Raw genomic sequence first — 18,496 nt, 5'->3', positions numbered from 1 at the left:
ATCCATAATTAGTGCACATAAAAAAGCATTCCCAAGTGCGATACCGCAACTTGAAAATGCTCTTCTCTTTTTTATTTCTCTTCAATATACGCCCATTTAAAGCTATATTCCGGACTAATATTATGTTTCACAATTCCCTTTACATTCGGTTTCATAACATATGATTTAGCACTTTGATATAAAGGTACAAGTGCTACATCTTCCTCAAGTAACAATTTCTCTGCCTTCCCTAATTCTGTCCAACGTTTTTTTGCATCAGCCATCCATTCTGTCTTACTTTTATTAATAACGTCATCATATTTTGAATTTGAGTAGCTCATCTGGTTTTGCGAATTTTTTGTTTCAAACATATCAAGGTATGTCATTGGATCCGCATAATCTGGATTCCAGCCACCATATGAAAAATCATAATCTTGGTCTGATTCTAATTTTAGTTTTTGCTTAAATGGTTGCAACTTAATATTTACTGTCACACCTTTTAAATTCTTTTCAACTTGATCTTTTACATACTCCCCAACTTTTTTCGCATTACCAGTATCATAATTTAAAAGTTCAATTGTCACTTGATCTTTTCCAAGTTCTTTTTTCGCTTCTTCCCATGCTGCTGCTGCCTTTTTGGAGTCTTGTTTTAAACCATTCTTAAACGTTTCTGCGAAATCTTTACCGTCTGGTCCACTTGCTAAACCTTTTGGTACTAAGTAATCCACTGGTTTTGAACCATCATTTAAAATAACATTCGTTAAAGCTTTCTTATCAATTGATAATGCAATTGCTTCACGTAGTTTTTTGCTCTTTAACGGTGTATCTTGCCCACCACGTTTTTGATTTAGACGTAAGTAAAACGTACTTGTTTCCGAATATGCGCCAAACTCTTCTTTATTATTTCTATACTTATCAACAAATTCACCTGATAAAAGCGCGAAATCAATCGCACCTGTATCATATAAGTTCACTCTAGTAGCTGGTTCTTTTACTACACTATAATTGATTTCTTCTAGCTTCACAGTCTTTTTGTCCCAATACTGCTCATTTTTCTTTAATTTCCAGCCTTGCTCATGCTTCCAATCAGTAAGCACAAATGGACCATTATAAAGTGTTGTATCAGACTCTAAACCAAATTTATTCCCTTTTTCTTTCACGAACTTTTCATTTAATGGATAGTATGACGCAAATGCCATTAAGTTCAAGAAATATGGTACTGGTCTTTCTAGTTCTACTTCAAGCGTATAATCATCTACCGCTTTTACACCTAATGTCGAAACTTCTCCTTTTCCTTGATTAATCGCTTCTGCATTTTTAAGATAGTAAGCAATAAATGCATACTCAGCAGCTGTTTTTGGATCTACTAGACGTTGCCATGCAAATACGAAATCTTTCGCTGTTACAGGATCACCATTTGACCATTTTGCATCTTTCCGTAATTTAAATGTATATTTTTTGCCATCCTCGCTTTTTGTGCTAGATTCCGCTACAGCTGGGATTGGCTTATTATCTTTATCAAGGCGATATAAACCTTCCATTGTATTCCCTAAAATTTGTGAGCCAAGTGTATCTGTATTTTTTGAAGTATCCATCGTCGGAATTTCATTCGTTTCTGTACGATTTAACACTTGCTTTGCTGCATATTTAATATCAGATTTCTTCTCTTCCCCACCATTATTAGACGTTGTAGTCGTTTTTTTCTCCCCACCAGAAGATCCAGAACATGCCGTTAAAGCCATACTCATTGCTAAAACTGGCGCTACAACCGCCGTAAACTTTTTCATCTTTTTCTTCATTTTTGTACCCTCCCCAATTTATATGTACGAAACTAACTTTGAGAGATTTTTCTATGAACTTAGTTATTAATACCTTTTCACTAATTAACATCCTGTTAATTATCCTCATTTTTGAAGTTTCACTTATTTTATTTTTATAGTAACTAAGTATTTTACTATTACTACTATACGAATTCTCCCCCATCTACTATATGTCAGTACCACTTTTCTTATTCTTCTCTATTTAATTTAATAGAAAAAGAGCGTGTTAAAGGTAATTATCTTTTAACACGCTCCTTTTTATTATTTCCCTTCCGTTACATAAGCCCACTTAAAGCTATACTCTGGACTAATGTTATGTTTCACAATGCCTTTTACATTCGGTTTCATTACATATGCTCTACCTGTTTGATATAAAGGTACCATTCCTGCATCTTCTTCAAGTAATAATTTTTCTGCTTTCCCTAACGTTTCCCAACGCTTCTTCGCATCAGACATTAATTCATTCCCTGCTTTTTTCACCATTTCATCATATTTTGGATTCGAATAACTCATTTGGTTATATGGGCTCTTCGATTCGAACATATCAATAAATGTCATTGGATCCGCATAGTCCGGACTCCAACCAGCAAATGAAATTTCATAATCTTGTGCCGATTCTAATTTTAGTTTTTGTTTGAACGGCTGAATTTTCGTATTAACCGTTACACCTTTTAAGTTTTTCTCAATTTGATCTTTAAAGTAGTCAGCAATTTTTTTCGCTGTTCCATCATCATAGCTTAGTAATTCAATTGTAACTTGATCTTTACCAAGCTCTTTTTTCGCTTCTTCCCAAGCTGCTGCACCTTTTTTCGGGTTATATTTCAGACCATTTTTAAATGTATCTTGGTAATCTTTACCATCAGGTCCTGTCGCAAGCCCTTTTGGAACCAATTGATCTGTTGCTTTTGAACCGTTATTTAAAATAACGTTTGCTAAACCTTTTTTATCAATTGATAATGCGATTGCTTCCCGTAGTTTTTTACTCTTTAACGGTGTGTCTTGTCCATTACGTTTTTGATTTAAACGTAAGAAGAATGTACTTGCTTCTGAGTACTCACCATACTCTTCTTTGTTCGATTTATATTTATCAACAAATTCTCCTGATAATAGTGTGAAATCAATTGATCCTGTATCATATAAGTTTACTTTCGTCGCAACTTCTTTTACTACACTATAGTTAATTTCTTCTAATTTTACAGTCTTATTATCCCAATACTTATCATTTTTCTTTAGCTGCCATCCTTGTTCATGTTTCCATGAAGACATAACGAACGGCCCGTTATACAACGTTGTATCTGCTTCTAAACCGTACTTATCACCTTTTTCTTTTACAAACTTCTCATTTAACGGGTAGTATGATGGGAATGCTACTAAGTTTAAGAAATACGGTACTGGCTTTTCTAATTCTACTTCTAGCGTATAATCATCTACCGCTTTTGCTCCTAAATCTGTTAGAGGTTTTTCACCTTTATTAATTGCTTCTGCATTTTTAATATAGTAAGCAATAAACGCATATTCTGCTGCTGTATTTTTATCCAGTAAGCGCTGCCATGCATATACAAAATCTTTCGCTGTTACTGGATCACCATTTGACCATTTTGCATCTTTCCGTAATTTAAATGTATATTTTTTGCCATCCTCGCTCTTCGTACTAGATTCCGCTGCAGCTGGGATTGGCTTATTATCTTTATCAAGACGATATAATCCTTCCATCGTATTTCCTAAAATTTGTGCCCCTAACGTATCAGTAGATTTAGAAGTATCCATCGTCGGAATTTCTTGGTTTTCTGTACGATTTAACACTTGCTTCGCTGCGTATTTAATTTCGGATTTTTTCTCGTCCCCACCACCACTAGACGTCGTAGTTGTTTTCTTCTCCCCACCAGATCCAGAACACGCTGTTAACGCCATACTCATTGCTAAAACTGGCGCTACAACTGCCGTGAACTTTTTCATCTTTTTCTTCATTTTTATACCCTCCCCAATTATATGTACGAAACTCATTTTGAGAGATTTTCTAATAACTAGTTATCAGAAAATTCTTATTAATTAATATTCTACTAATTTTTCTGGTTTTGTAAAGTTATTTTTAAAATATTCTAAAAATTATTTTTTTGTAATAGTAAAAGACATTTTTCACAGTTGTTACTATACAAATTATCTATCGGTTCATTTACATTTAATCTCATAATAAAAGAGCATTCCAAAAGTCAATAGTCTACTTTTGGAATGCTCTATCATTTTATCTTTCTATCGTGGACAACGAGATTCTTACTACAAAATAAGCTAAGAAACTTGTATGCATCCACTTCAAGATAGTATTATTCTTTAAAATTATTTCCCATCTTTTTCAGTCATATATGCCCACTTGAAGCTATACTCTGGGCTAATGTTATGGTGAACGATGCCTTTTGCATTTGGTTTTTGAACGTATGCATCACCACGTTGATATAAAGGTACAAGTGCTACATCTTGCTCAAGAAGTAATTTCTCAGCTTTTCCTAGCTCTTCCCAACGTTTCTTCGCATCACCCATTAATTCTCCGCCAGCTTTTTTGATCATATCATCATATTTCGGATCAGCGAAGCTCATTTGGTTATGAGAATGATTAGACTGGAACATATCTAAGAATGTCATTGGGTCAGCGTAGTCAGGTCCCCAACCAGCATATGATAAATCATAATCTTGCTCTGTTTCTAATTTCAGTTTTTGTTTGAATGGTTGAAGTTTAATATTAACAGTTACACCTTTTAAGTTTTTCTCAATTTGATCTTTTACATATTCCCCAACTTTTTTCGCATTACCAGTGTCATAGTTTAATAACTCAATTGTAACTTGGTCTTTTCCAAGCTCTTTTTTCGCTTCTTCCCATGCAGCTGCTGCTTTTTTCGCATCTGGTTTAATACCATTTTTAAATGTTTCTTGGAAGTCTTTACCGTCTGGTCCAGTCGCTAATCCTTTTGGTACTAAGAAGTCCGCAGGCTTAGATCCATCATTTAAAATAACATTTGATAAATTCTTTTTATCAATTGATAATGCAATTGCTTCACGTAATTTTTGGCTCTTTAACGGTGTATCTTGCCCGCCACGTTTTTGGTTCATACGTAAGAAGTAAGTACTTACTTGTGAGTATGTGCCAAACTCTTCTTTATTGTTTCTATACTTATCAACGAATTCACCCGATAATAGCGCGAAGTCAATTGCATTTGTATCATATAAGTTTACTCTTGTCGCTACTTCTTTTACTACACTATAGTTAATTTCGTCTAGTTTTACAGTCTTTTTATCCCAATATTGATCGTTTTTCTTTAGTTTCCAGCCTTGCTCATGCTTCCAATCAGTAAGAACGAACGGTCCGTTATATACTGTCGTATCAGACTCTAAACCGAATTTATCCCCTTTTTCTGTTACAAATTTCTCATTTAACGGATAGTACGATGGGAATGCTACTAAGTTTAAGAAGTATGGCACTGCTTGTTCTAATTCAACTTCTAAAGTAAGATCGTCTACTGCCTTTACTCCTAGTTCCGTTACAGGTTTTTCGCCTTTATTAACCGCTTCTGCATTTTTAATTGGGAATGCGATAAATGCATACTCAGCAGCTGTTTTTGGATCTAGTAAACGTTGCCATGCATATACGAAATCTTTCGCTGTTACAGGATCACCATTTGACCATTTTGCATCTTTACGTAATTTGAATGTATATTTTTTACCATCCTCACTCTTCGTGCTTGATTCTGCCGCAGCTGGGATTGGTTTGTTATCTTTATCTAATCGATATAAACCTTCCATCGTGTTCCCTAAAATTTGAGAACCTAATGTATCTGTATTTTTAGAAGTATCCATTGTTGGAATCTCATTTGTTTCAGTACGATTTAGTACTTGTTTCGCTGCTAATTTTTCTTCTGATTTGCTATCTCCGCCTGAGCTAGAATTTGTGCTTGTCTTCTTATCTCCACCTGATGTAGAACATGCTGTTAATGCCATACTCATTGCTAAAACTGGTGCTACAACTGCTGTTAGTTTTTTCATTTTTTTCTTTTTCACTTTCTGTACCCTCCCTAATTCTTAACGCTCTCATTTAAGAATTTTCTGATAATTCTGTTTTTCTTTATATATTTATCAGAAGATTCTTATTAACTATTATTCTACTAATTTTTTGAGTTTTGTAAAGTGTTATTATTGAAAATTTTTAAAAAATTATTTTATTACAGTAATATTCATAAAAATTCCATAATCTTTCGAAACACTATATCTTATTGAATCTTATGTATTGATTTAATAGTCTTTATGTCCTTTCACTATAAAACACTTGTAAATTATTGTTAGTAAATAATGTATATCGTAACAAACCTCTTTTCTACAAAAATAAAAAAGTCAGCTTTGCTGACTTTTTACCCGGCCATTTTTTCTCTTTTCATTTCCTCTACTACTTTCATATACTTCTCGTTATCAAATTCATTTTCACTTTTTGCAACAACTACAGTCGCAATACCGTTACCAATTAAATTAACGATAGCACGTGCTTCTGACATGAAACGATCTACACCAAGTAATAGCGCTAACCCTTCTAGTGGGATAACATTCATCGCTGACAAAGTAGAGGCTAATACAATAAATCCCCCGCCTGTTACTGCCGCTGCTCCTTTAGATGTAACTAATAAAATAGCTATTATAGTTAATTGTTGACCTAGTGAAAGGTCGACGTGAAAGACTTGCGCTAAAAATATAGTAGCCATGGATAAATAAATTGTTGTTCCATCTAAATTAAAAGAGTACCCCGTCGGAATGACTAAACCTACTACCGGCTTCGAACATCCGAAGTCTTCCATCTTTGTCATCATTCGCGGCAATACTGATTCTGATGATGATGTCCCAAGAACAATAAGTAATTCTTCTTTAATATGCGCTAAATATTTCCACAAACTAAATTTGTACAGTTTACAAATAAAATTTAAAACAATAAAAACAAATAATGCCATTGTCGCATATACACAAATCATTAATTTACCAAGTGGAATAAGTGTACTTAAACCATATTTGCCAATTGTAAACGCCATCCCGCCGAATGCTCCAATCGGTGCTAATTTCATTACAATTGATAAAATGTTAAAAAATACTTTCGATAATCTTTCAAAAAAATCGATTACCGGTTGTCCATTTTTCCCTAACATCGTTAACCCAGCACCGAATAAAATGGAGAAGAACAGCACTTGTAAAATATCACCTTTTGCAAATGCTTCAAACATGTTAGACGGTACAATATGTAAAAAGAAATCCACCCACTTCATTTCTTGCCCGCTTTGTACATATTGCGAAACATCTCCGCCCTTTAGCTTTGAGGGATCTAATCCATCTCCGGGACGTACAACATTCGCTATGATGATACCAATAATTAAAGCCGCAGTTGTAACAATTTCAAAATATAATAATGCCTTACCACCAACACGACCTACCTTTTTCATACTTCCCATACTTGCAATACCAAGCACAATTGTTAAAAAGATAATCGGTGCAATAACCATTTTAATCATATTGATGAACGTTTCACCAATTGGCTTCATCTCTTGTCCAACACTCGGCCAAATAGCTCCTACTGCAATACCACAAATAATGGCCACAATAACTTGAAATGTTAAATTCTTTACGATTCTCATTTTTGATACTCCCCTGCTTCTTTCATTTCTCCCATACTTTTTCAATAATTGCTAATGATATATTCTATGTAATAGCCCCCCTGTTATGTAACTTAAACTACAATTTTATGTTACACTATTATCTTAAATTCGGAAATAGTATATAACATTAATGAATAAAGTACATACTATTAAACGTAATAAAAAAGCAGACATTACATCTGCTTTAATTTTCCTCAATCTGTTTTTCACTTAATCCTAAATGTGTTCTAAGCGTATTACTCAAACTCTGCAAATCTTTTTTATTAGGATTATAATAATATACACGTTGCCCATTTGGACCATTAGGTAAGTATAAATCATCACCTGCTAATTGAATTTTTTCAATCGAACAATTTAAACCGTATTTATAAAAAGATAAAATATCATCCATTACTAAATTTGTTTTAAAATCACCATCAACCGCCTCGACTATTTTTTCTAGCTTCGTAATTGATCCTACACTTTTTAATTTACTTAAAATCGCCTCAATAACAAGTTGTTGGCGCTGTCCTCTCATTGCATCACTATCAATATGGCGCGTTCTTGCTAAGGCAAGCGCTTCTTCCCCTGTTAATTTTTGTAGTCCTTTTTTCAAATGGATCGCGTCAGGTTCATCTTTACTATTTTGCTCCGTAAATTCAACTGGGACATCTACTTCAATCCCATCTAATCCATCAACAATTTTAGTAAATGAATTAAAATTAAACTTTACAAAATAATCAACAGGCACTTGTAATAACTTTTCTACCGCTTCCACTGAAGCTTGCGGCCCTCCATCTTTACCATTTTTAACGAAACCACTTCCATATGCATGCGTTATTTTATCTTTTTTCTTTTCAACCGGAACATATGTGTATGTATCACGTGGTATACTCGTTAATTTCACAGTCTTATCATCTTTATTAAAAGTAGCTAACAGTAGTGCATCTGTATGAAATGCACCATTATACTCCTTTTGTCGTTCTTGATTTTCATCAATTCCCATAATTAAAAGTGAAACATTATTCGTAATCGGTTTTACAGTTTCCTCACGTAAATTTGATTTTTCACCACGTGCTAAATTAACATTTGATTTTTGTACGAGATTAGAAGTTTTCATATATACGTAAGTACCATATCCAAATCCGCAAAATAGTAATATCGCTAACAATACACTTATTATCGTTGTCTTTTTATATTTTCGTTTATTTTTCTGTTCTCTTGAAGAAGAATGATTCTCCATATAGTTTCCTCCGTTTTCTATTCATCTAATATATTTTTCAATTTTTCATACTTAGCGCTATCCTTTTGAAATGCATTCTCTTTCAACCCTTTGTTTATTTGTATCCATTCAGTCGTAATCGAATATTGAATCATACCTTCGTGGAAACTAAGGAATTTTAGCATAATCCCTGTATTTTTCTCTACAACCATTTCAAATTTCCCTCGTAAATCTTCAGATGTACTTACAGGCATTTCTATATTTATTGTCCCTTCTATTTTGTAGCAATCAAGTCCAAGATACTTCGCTTCTTTATAATTCCAATCTTTATATCGAATTAATAGATCGGCAAATTCGGATTGAATACTATACTTCGCGAATCCCACATATTCATCATCATATCTTTTTTTCTCACCTGATTTTCTCAATAACCTTTCCGTAGGATTTAATTTTAATAGTTCATAGTTTCTTTCTTTCGGGCTCCATTTTGTTTCTTTGTATGTATACTTCTCGTCATCAAACTCTTTTTTCTTGCCCTCGTTATATATAATGGTTCGTTTTTTCGCTAGTTTATCTTCTTTCGAAGAGATACCTCTTTGTTGCTCCGTATCAATCGCATATTTGTATGTTGTAGCAATCCTTGAAGAACTAGAATATTCCTCAAATTGTCCTGAAATATTATTAAAATGATCAATAGAATCTAGCATCTTTTCATGAATCTTTTCTTTATCTGGATAATTTGCATTCGCTTTTATTTCCTCTTCGTTTTCGTAATCAGAAAATGCCTTTTTCTTTACATATTCAAACACTCCGCCGTTTTGAGCAAAAATTTGATCAGAAAACTCCGACATAGACACAATGGAAAGTGCTAGAACCGCAGCACTTATAGCCATCATATAAACTCTGTAACCTTTCTTTTTTACCGGGAGATTATGTAGTGTACAATTGATCTTTTCATTTAACTCTGGTGGCACTATAACACTCTCTTCTTTTATTCTCTTTTTTAATTTCTCATCAAATATTTTTTCATTATCCATCCTTTGCACCCCCTATTCCATCTTTAATCGTTTCTGTAGTTGTTCCCTCGCACGTGCCAATCTCGATTTCACTGTTCCTTTTGGTACTTCTAAAAGCTTCGCTATACTCTCTTGATTCATATCTTCATAATAATAAAGCACCGTAACAGCTCTTAACTCTTCATGTAACGATTGAATCGCATTACACAAATCTATATCTTCATACTGATCGCACGCACTCATATTGTAATCATTCTCTTCTGTCACAATTATCTTTTTATACGTTCTAATAATGTTATTACATTCATTCATTAAAATTCGAATCAACCAAGTTTGAAAAAACTCTTCTTTCTTTAATTTTTTTATATTTTCATAGGCTTTTAAAATTGTTGTTTGTATCGCATCCTCTATATTTGTCTCATCACGTAACATAGCCTTTGCAATACGATACATCTTTACTTTTTCTGTATGTATAAGCCTCATAAATGCTTCATGATCACCTTTTTTCGCTAAAGAAACATCGGTTTCTTCTTTTACAAGCATTTTATATAAAGGGATTACTTTCACAATTGCTCCTCCTGTTTCATCCTCACTTCAAATTTAACTTTACATGTATTAGACGGATGAGCCTAGAAAAAGGTTCATTTTTTTGAATATTTTCATAAAAAAAGGTAAACATTTTTCATGTTTACCTTTACTTAGATGTAATTCTAAGGAAATACCCATCTGGATCCACAATTTTAAATCCTCTCATCTCCCATGGATAAGTTTGAATTTCTTCTTGTATTGTGCACCGATTCTCTTTACAACGTTCATATACTTCTTCAATCCGATTGACAACAATAATTAGTTCAAAGCCATTCCCCTTCATCTCTTTTCGATTGTAAAAATAGTGATTTTCATTCAATCTTGAATCACTAACTAGTAATAAAGAAAACTGGTCGAAATTAAAACGTGCTGCATGCATATTTCGTTTATACAACTTTAAACCAATTACTTCTTCATAGAACAATAATGACTTTTCTATATCATTTACATATAGCTGCACCCGGAATAAATGATCCACTAGTTTCCTCCTCATCAAAAAAAGTCCACTCATATAGTGGACTTTCTACTCTATAACGGTAAATCCCTCTTTCTAAACACCACAATTGCTGCTATAAAAATACAAAGTGCTCCCGCAGTTAAACCTATACTTACCGGCCATATATTATACGTTCCCTCAGCAATTTCTTTTGGACGAAACAATGTAAATAATGATAGGTTTTTCATCCATTCTAACTTATCACTTAACTTCCCTACCATATCCAGCACGAAAAATAAGATCGTTAAACTTGCTGAATAACTTAATGCCTTTCTTTCGTCATTACATATACAAGAAAAGAAAAATGAATAAGCACTAACGACTAAAAATATGAGCCCTCCTACTATATTTATCTTCAAGAATAATTCTTTAATTAAGTTATTATCTTGTAAAAACCATTCCGCACCTACTATGCCCGCTACATACGTAACAACTACAATGATCGATAGTCCCAATATGAGAACAGCGGCTTGCGTGATTGCAATTCGTACTCTAGATACAGGCGTTGCCAGCAAGTATGCCATTGCTCCTTTATCTACATGCCGTGCAATTAAATGTGTTGCAACTGTTACACAAAAAATCGTTAAAATAATAATAAACAATAGACTATAATATTCGCCAGCTAAAAAATCCATTACGTTTTGAATCGGACTTTCCATACCAACGATTTTTTTCATACTATCAGGCATAGCACTTATTAATTCATTTAAACCTTTCGCTGATACCATTGAAGGGAAGATCCAAATTAACAACCATAAATAAAGTGCAGCACCCATAGCATAACTTAAAATACTTTTTTGCGCTTCTTTCAAACTAGCTAAAAACAATTGCTTATTCATGCTTTACCCCTTCTTTCTTATCGTAATAATGCATAAATAAATGTTCTAAATCCATTGCTCTCGTTTGAAGTGCCGTTACATTATAGTTTGAAAGTATTTGTAAAACAGTTTGATAATTTCCTTGTACAATAATAGATGCCGCTCTACCTTTCACCGCTTCAAATTGTAAATTACATTGCGCGAGAGAGGCAATCTCTTCCTCTGATGATACAGTTACATCTATCACCTGTCGTCTCATACTTTGTAAATCATGAATATTTTCAACCGTTACAAGGCGCCCATCTTTAATAATCGCTACTCGGTCACATGTACGCTCAATTTCAGTGAAAATATGTGAAGACATAAGAATTGTTTTTCCTCTTTGCTTTTCCTCTACTATTAAATCTATAAACACTTGCTGCATAAGTGGATCAAGTCCTGATGTCGGTTCATCTAAAATTAACACCTCTGGATCATGCATAAATGCAGCGACAATCCCTACTTTTTGCTTCATTCCTTTAGACATTTTTCGAATTGGTGTTTTCACATCAAATTGAAGACGTTCTATTAATTCATCTCGTCTTTTCGTATCCTTTAGCCCACGCATTCCTTGCATTAACTTCAAAAACTCTAATCCGTTCATTCCTTCAATAAAAGAGATTTCTCCTGGTAGATAGCCAACTTCTCTTTGAATTTTCGCTGCTTCATTCCAACAATCCAATCCAAAAATTGTCGCTTTACCATCTGTCGGTTTTATAAACCCCATTAAATTACGAATTGTTGTGGATTTCCCGGCACCATTTGGTCCTAAGTAACCGAATACTTCCCCTTCTTTCACTTCAAATGTAATATGAAACAAACCTTTTCCATTTGAAAATTTTTTTGTGACATTTTGAACTGAAATCATAATTCCACCTCATTTTTTGAAATATTTAATATGTGATATTTCAAAATTATTGTACTCCTCCTCTTTCATATTCGCAACAACTTTTTGAAATATTTATATGTCCATATTTCAAAATTATTGTTTTCCATTATTTTTTCTTGTATATTTTAATTGAGGTGATTGCATTGAACGGCTTTGAAAAAGTGAAAGAAAAGAAAAAACGTGCTATTAAAGAGGCAGCCTTCTTATTATTTTCAGAACGCGGATTTAATGAAGTGAAAATAGAACATATTGCAAAAGAAGCAAACGTTTCTCAAGTTACCATTTATAATCATTTCGGAAGTAAAGATGCGTTATTTCGAGAGCTTATACAAGAATTTATTATATCTGAATTTCAATATTATAAAGATCTTGCAGCGGAAAAATTACCTTTTCATGATATGATGCAAAAAATGATTGTAAGAAAAATGAATACTGGTGGGTTATTTCAGCCGGATATGTTACTACAAATGATGCAAAGAGATGAAGAGCTCCGAGAGTTTATTTATAGTTATCAAAACGAAAAAATTTTGCCTTGGTATTTAGAAATATTAGAACAAGCACAGCAAAAAAATGAAATTAATCCCCACCTTACTAAAGAAATGATGTTACTTTACATTCAAATGTTCACTAAATTAGGGGATGATTTCGGAGCACAACTTCTTGAAAGAGATCGTGAAAAACATATACAAGATATCGTTACGATGTTCTTTTATGGACTGTCCGTCCCAGAAAAATAATTGTATCTAAAGAACAAATAAAATCAACAAAAAGCCCTTTGATATTTAAATCTCAAGGGCTTTTTCATGTCAAATAAATGGCTAAAACTAACTTTATCTTAAAGAAGTGAAATGCTGCTTTATAGATAACACCTTATTATAGATTAACTCTTTTAGCATAACAGGCTGAATTGAGATAATCGTTTCACCGAAATTCAGAAAATAGTTCGAGATAAAATCAACTTCTTGTTTATTGAAATAGCCTGTTATAATATAATGTTCATTTTCTTTTTGTATCCTCATGGAAGGATAATTCTCTTTATCAAAAATGTCTTTTCCTCTTTGATTAACAATGACAATAAAATCAATTGCATCAGGTTTTCTGTGAAAAGTAGCAAGATAATTTAATAATTCCTCAAGATTTTTTGGCTTCGTATTACTTGTTTCCACAATAGAAAGAATTTTATCACATCTAATTATTTGAACATTATTTGTCTCAAAATTAAAGATTTTAGCATACCACTGGCCAAATTTAGATTCTATTCGAATAAATTGTGCAATCAAGGCTTTCTCCACATCTTTTTTTAAATATGTTAAATGATAAACTCGCTCAGCAAAAATCCCCTGCAAAATTTCTTTTAAGAACGGACTAAAATTACTATGATTTGTTACTTCAAAAGAAAGCGTTCGTTCCATAATTGCAATATTTTTACGCACATTATCAGGTAAGACATGTTTAAATTTATTTTCAAGCGCAATACTTTCTATATTGAATGGTTTTGTCTTGTATCCATTTAATGTAAGAATTAAAAAATATAATGCATACATTTCATCCACACTAAAATAAATTGGTGACAACACACTATTTTCTATAATTTTATAACTTCCATTTCTTCCTAGTTCAGAATATATTGGTACACCTATTTCTTCTAATGATTGAATATCTCGCAACGCGGTACTTTTAGAAATATCATATCTAACCATTAAATCTTTTAAATTAAAATATCTTTTATTATTTAAGAAAATAAGCATATCATTTATTCGTTCCGTTTTTTTCATATTTCCCTCCTCGAAAGGTGTCATGTATTGAAACCTTTTTAGTCTATATTATAATTATTAACTAATAAAGGAGTTATAAATTTATGACATTAGAAATAGCTATTTTTCTTTCAATGAATGGGCAAGCAAAGGAGGCAATTCATTTTTATATACGTAATTTAGAAGCCAAAAAGTTAATGGTTGTTACGTATGAAGAACTGGCGAAAAGAGATAGTTCTTTCAAAATTACAAGTGAAAATAAAGATCATATTGCTCACTCTGTTTTACAAATTGGGAATACAAAGCTAATGATAGCAGAAGATACAATGAATCCTAACGAAGGTTATAACATTGGAAATAACATGTCACTTTGCATTCAAAGCGCTAATTTAGAAGAAATACAAAGATTTTATAATAATTTAATTTCCTATAAGAATGTGAAGGTAATCTCTCCACTAGAAAAAAATGTATTTAGTGAAGCATATGGTATTATTGAAGATCCTTACGGCATCCAAATCCAGTTAATGTATGATAAGCGATTAAACTAAATAATTTTTCATATTCCTAATAAAAAAGACACGAAATTCGTGTCTTTTTATTTTACAGTGATAACTCTACCCGTTTCACTACTTTCAACCGCTAATTGAATTAGCTTAATTACTTCTAAACCTTCTTGTGCTGTTACAGGTGGTTTCTCACCATTTATAATGCTATCTCTTACACCTTTATAGTACATGTCATAACAGCCAACTTCTGATGGAATACGTACTAACTCTTCTTCTGTTTGTAGAGTAACAAAATTCTCTTCAGCGTCTACTCCATAACCGTTATCCCCTGGCTTCATTCCCTTTTTTAATTGTTCTTCCTGTGAATCCATACCATATTTTACGATAGAACCTTTATCTCCATGCAGTGTAAAATGTGGACCTGCCTTTTTCACATAACTGCTACTACGTAAAATGACACGTTTAACTCCGTAGTGAAGTACTATGTGGAAATAATCATCCACCTCTGCACCTGGTCGCTGCTTAATTACATCTGCACGTATCGCATTTGGTTTCCCAAATAATGATAATGCTTGGTCAATTAAATGCGATCCTAAATCATATAATATTCCTGATCCTGGTAAGTTCTTTTCTCTCCAGCGATCACGTACATGTGGACGGAAACGATCAAAATGCGCTTCATATGCGTATAGATTCCCTATTCTATTTTCTTCTAATAATTTCTTAATTGTTAAGAAATCATTATCAAAACGGCGATTATGATATACACTTAATACCACATTATGTTTCTTTGCTAATGAAATAAGCTCTTCCCCTTCTTCAATTGAAACAACAAATGGTTTTTCTACAACAACATGCTTACCGTTTAATATTGCTTCTTTTACATATGGAAAATGAGTTGTATTTGGTGAAGTAATGACGACTAAGTCAATATCAGCTCGCTTCACCAATTCATCAATTGTACTAACGACGTTAGCACTCGGTAATGTTTCTTTTACTACCTCTTCTTTTGAAGATAATATGGCACGAATATCGTATTCTTCTATCGTTTGTAATAATGGGATATGAAATGTTGTACTAGAAAATCCAAAACCTACAATCCCTACACCTATTTTTTTCATGTTGCCCCTCCATTTATCCCGCTATTTGTGGGCAGTTAGACCCCCACTCATTTAAGTTTCACTTCATGAGAACGATTTCATTCAATTATTATAACAAGATTATTATTCACATAATAAATTGCCTAGAAAAAAGCATCTTGCCATTATTCATGGCAAGATGCTTTTTTTATTCCGGGCGTTTTTTCGTCCACGTTTCAATAACTTCACCAGTATCATTAACATCTAGTACTAAACTACCGTTACTATACCTGTCCTTATTTCGATACGCTTTCGGATCAATTTCTTCTACGATATGTTTCTCTGTCTTCATGTAAACTAGTTCATCGTCTCTAACGATTTCAATACCGACAATGCGGTATGGATTACGTTTTAACTCTTTGAAAATAACAAGACCTCGCTTCGCCCTCGTTGATTTCTCAATTTCTGATGCTTTTAGGCGTTTTACAGCACCACGCTGCGTTACGAGAATAAGTTGATCTTTGTCACCATTTAATGGCTTACCAGCAGCAACATAGTCATCTTCTTTTAAATTAATTGCTTTCACACCAGCGGCTCTTACACCGACTGGACTTACTTCATCTTCATGGAAAATAAGTGCATATGCACCGTGTGTAGCAAGAACGATATCACTCGTTCCATCTGTCGCAAATATATCAACAACTTCATCATCTTTTTTCAAGTTTACAGCAACGAACGCTCTTGAGTAACGCTGTACTTTATATTGGTTTAATTCTGTCTTCTTAATCATACCATTCTTTGTTACAAATACGATAAATCGCTTTTCTTCCTCAAAGTTCGGTACGACAGTTGCCCAAATAATGGTTTCATCCCGGTCGAGTGAAACGATATTAGCAACGTGTTGACCTAAATCTTTCCAACGAATATCTGGCATTTCGTATACTGGCAAATATATATAGTTTCCTTTATTCGTAAATAAGAGGACTGTCTCTGTCGTATTCGTATCGAATCGTTCAAGTAAGATGTCACCCTCTTTCATACCGAAGTCTTTGCCGTTTGAGGCATTATGTGAGCGCCATCCAGTACGTTTCACATATCCTTCTTTCGTTACAGTAACGATGACATCTTCTTGTGGGATCATCACTTCTACATCGATTTTAATTTCCTCGATTTGATCTTCAATAATCGCGCGTCGATCATCACTATATGTTTTCTTAACTCTCTTTAAATCTGTTTTAATTACTTGAAGTAATCTTTTTTCACTTTGTAAAATTGCCTGTAGCTCAATAATTTTCTTATTAAGCTCATCTGCCTCTTGTTGTAGTGCTGTAATATCTGTATTCGTTAAACGATATAATTGCAAGGATACAATTGCTTCCGCTTGCGCTTCTGTAAATCCAAATTTCGCACTTAAATTATCTTTTGCATTACGCTTATCTTTTGAAGCTCGAATCGTTTCAATAACTTGGTCTAAAATCGATAATGCTTTCTTTAAACCTTCCACAATATGTTGACGATTTTCTGCCTTTCGTAATTCATATTGCGAACGTCTCGTAACAACTTCTTTTTGATGTCCAATATATGCATCCAAAATTTTCGGTAATGTCATAAGCGTTGGACGGCGATTATTAATCGCTACCATATTAAAGTTATATGGTATTTGCAAATCTGTATTTTTATATAAATAATTTAAAATACCTTCAGAATTTGCTTCTTTTTTTAATTCTACGACAATGCGAAGACCTGTACGATCTGTCTCATCACGCACTTCAGCAATGCCATCTAATTTTTTATCTAGACGTAACTCATCCATTTTCTTAACAAGGTTTGCTTTATTTACTTCGTATGGAATTTCAGTAATTACGATTTGCTGTTTCCCACCACGAACCGTTTCAACTTCTGCTTTCCCGCGAATAATAATTTTACCTTTACCTGTTTCATACGCCTTTTTAATACCGTCAATCCCTTGAATAATACCACCTGTTGGGAAATCAGGTCCTTTCATAACTGTTAATAAATCATCAACAGTACTATTCGGTTTATCAATACGCATCATTGTAGCGTCAATAACTTCTCCAAGATGATGCGGAGGAATTTCTGTTGCATAACCAGCGGAAATCCCTGTAGATCCGTTCACTAATAAGTTCGGGAACGCTGCTGGTAAAACAACCGGTTCTTCACTCGTATCATCAAAGTTGGATACGAATTCTACTGTTTCTTTATCAAGATCACGTAATAACTCAGATGCAATTGGTGATAATCGGGCTTCCGTATAACGCATTGCTGCTGCTGGATCCCCGTCAACACTACCGTTATTACCATGCATCTCAACTAAAACATTACGCACTTTCCAAGTTTGGCTTAAACGTACCATCGCCTCATATACAGAGGAATCACCATGCGGATGATAATTACCAATAACGTTACCGACTGTTTTAGCTGACTTACGGAACGCTTTATCGTGTACGTTTCCTTCTACATACATAGAATATAAAATACGTCTTTGTACCGGCTTTAAACCGTCACGCGCATCTGGAAGCGCGCGATCTTGAATAATATATTTACTATAACGTGCAAAGCGATCACCTAACACGTCTTCAAGCGGGAGGTCATGAAACTTCTCTGCTTGCATG

The 18,496-nt window shown here is 33.5% G+C and carries 15 protein-coding genes; 2 read left to right on the top strand and 13 right to left on the bottom strand.

Annotation, left to right across the window (positions count from 1 at the left end):
• Window positions 1–71 precede the first annotated feature (71 nt).
• The 10 genes from PDK19_RS14655 to PDK19_RS14610 all read right to left on the bottom strand — a co-directional run bounded on the left by PDK19_RS14655 (window position 72) and on the right by PDK19_RS14610 (window position 12,503).
• Complete coding sequence (locus PDK19_RS14655) at window positions 72–1,778, bottom strand: peptide ABC transporter substrate-binding protein (RefSeq protein ID WP_074532786.1); 1,707 nt, start codon at window positions 1,776–1,778, stop codon at window positions 72–74.
• Between the two features lie 282 nt (window positions 1,779–2,060).
• Window positions 2,061–3,767, bottom strand: coding sequence for a peptide ABC transporter substrate-binding protein (locus tag PDK19_RS14650; RefSeq protein WP_000728457.1), 1,707 nt, complete (start codon window positions 3,765–3,767; stop codon window positions 2,061–2,063).
• Between the two features lie 366 nt (window positions 3,768–4,133).
• Entirely contained in the window at window positions 4,134–5,846 is a 1,713-nt protein-coding gene (locus PDK19_RS14645; protein ID WP_000727524.1) for a peptide ABC transporter substrate-binding protein, read from the bottom strand.
• 347 nt (window positions 5,847–6,193) lie between these two features.
• Window positions 6,194–7,456: a dicarboxylate/amino acid:cation symporter gene (locus PDK19_RS14640; RefSeq protein ID WP_001223615.1), complete on the bottom strand. Its 1,263-nt coding sequence runs from the start codon at window positions 7,454–7,456 to the stop codon at window positions 6,194–6,196.
• A 205-nt stretch (window positions 7,457–7,661) separates the two neighbouring features.
• Window positions 7,662–8,699 (bottom strand): LCP family protein, encoded by a 1,038-nt coding sequence (locus PDK19_RS14635; RefSeq protein WP_000427605.1) that lies wholly within the window; start codon window positions 8,697–8,699, stop codon window positions 7,662–7,664.
• Between the two features lie 17 nt (window positions 8,700–8,716).
• Window positions 8,717–9,715, bottom strand: a complete 999-nt coding sequence (locus tag PDK19_RS14630) for a hypothetical protein (protein ID WP_000368230.1) — start codon at window positions 9,713–9,715, stop codon at window positions 8,717–8,719.
• A 12-nt stretch (window positions 9,716–9,727) separates the two neighbouring features.
• Complete coding sequence (locus tag PDK19_RS14625; protein WP_270707428.1) at window positions 9,728–10,261, bottom strand: sigma-70 family RNA polymerase sigma factor; 534 nt, start codon at window positions 10,259–10,261, stop codon at window positions 9,728–9,730.
• 127 nt (window positions 10,262–10,388) lie between these two features.
• Window positions 10,389–10,760, bottom strand: coding sequence for a VOC family protein (locus PDK19_RS14620; RefSeq protein WP_016718213.1), 372 nt, complete (start codon window positions 10,758–10,760; stop codon window positions 10,389–10,391).
• A 50-nt stretch (window positions 10,761–10,810) separates the two neighbouring features.
• Complete coding sequence (locus PDK19_RS14615; RefSeq protein WP_270707425.1) at window positions 10,811–11,617, bottom strand: ABC transporter permease subunit; 807 nt, start codon at window positions 11,615–11,617, stop codon at window positions 10,811–10,813.
• Window positions 11,610–12,503 carry an ABC transporter ATP-binding protein gene (locus PDK19_RS14610; RefSeq protein WP_000626589.1) on the bottom strand — a complete coding sequence of 298 codons (894 nt, stop codon included), beginning with the start codon at window positions 12,501–12,503 and terminating at the stop codon, window positions 11,610–11,612. Before PDK19_RS14610 ends, PDK19_RS14615 begins: the two co-directional genes overlap by 8 nt.
• A 155-nt stretch (window positions 12,504–12,658) precedes the next feature.
• Here PDK19_RS14610 and PDK19_RS14605 point away from each other — a divergent pair, with 155 nt between their 5' ends.
• Window positions 12,659–13,261, top strand: coding sequence for a TetR/AcrR family transcriptional regulator (locus tag PDK19_RS14605; protein WP_270707423.1), 603 nt, complete (start codon window positions 12,659–12,661; stop codon window positions 13,259–13,261).
• A gap of 93 nt (window positions 13,262–13,354) precedes the next feature.
• Here PDK19_RS14605 and PDK19_RS14600 read toward each other — a convergent pair whose 3' ends face one another.
• Complete coding sequence (locus tag PDK19_RS14600; protein WP_270707421.1) at window positions 13,355–14,323, bottom strand: helix-turn-helix transcriptional regulator; 969 nt, start codon at window positions 14,321–14,323, stop codon at window positions 13,355–13,357.
• A 59-nt stretch (window positions 14,324–14,382) separates the two neighbouring features.
• Between PDK19_RS14600 and PDK19_RS14595 the strand changes: the two genes are divergently transcribed.
• Window positions 14,383–14,826 carry a VOC family protein gene (locus PDK19_RS14595; protein WP_000171334.1) on the top strand — a complete coding sequence of 148 codons (444 nt, stop codon included), beginning with the start codon at window positions 14,383–14,385 and terminating at the stop codon, window positions 14,824–14,826.
• A 47-nt stretch (window positions 14,827–14,873) separates the two neighbouring features.
• Here the strand turns inward: PDK19_RS14595 and PDK19_RS14590 are convergent, their stop codons facing one another.
• Both PDK19_RS14590 and parC read right to left on the bottom strand, forming a co-directional pair.
• Window positions 14,874–15,905: an oxidoreductase gene (locus PDK19_RS14590; protein WP_270707419.1), complete on the bottom strand. Its 1,032-nt coding sequence runs from the start codon at window positions 15,903–15,905 to the stop codon at window positions 14,874–14,876.
• Window positions 15,906–16,071: 166 nt separating this feature from the next.
• Entirely contained in the window at window positions 16,072–18,495 is a 2,424-nt protein-coding gene (gene parC / locus PDK19_RS14585) for a DNA topoisomerase IV subunit A (protein WP_001147473.1), read from the bottom strand.
• Window position 18,496 lies beyond the last annotated feature (1 nt).

The organism is Bacillus cereus group sp. BcHK124 (genome assembly GCF_027712065.1).
GTDB lineage: Bacteria > Bacillota > Bacilli > Bacillales > Bacillaceae_G > Bacillus_A > Bacillus_A pacificus.
Note: the sequence above shows the minus strand (reverse complement) of the source record. Positions and strands in the feature narration are given on the sequence as shown.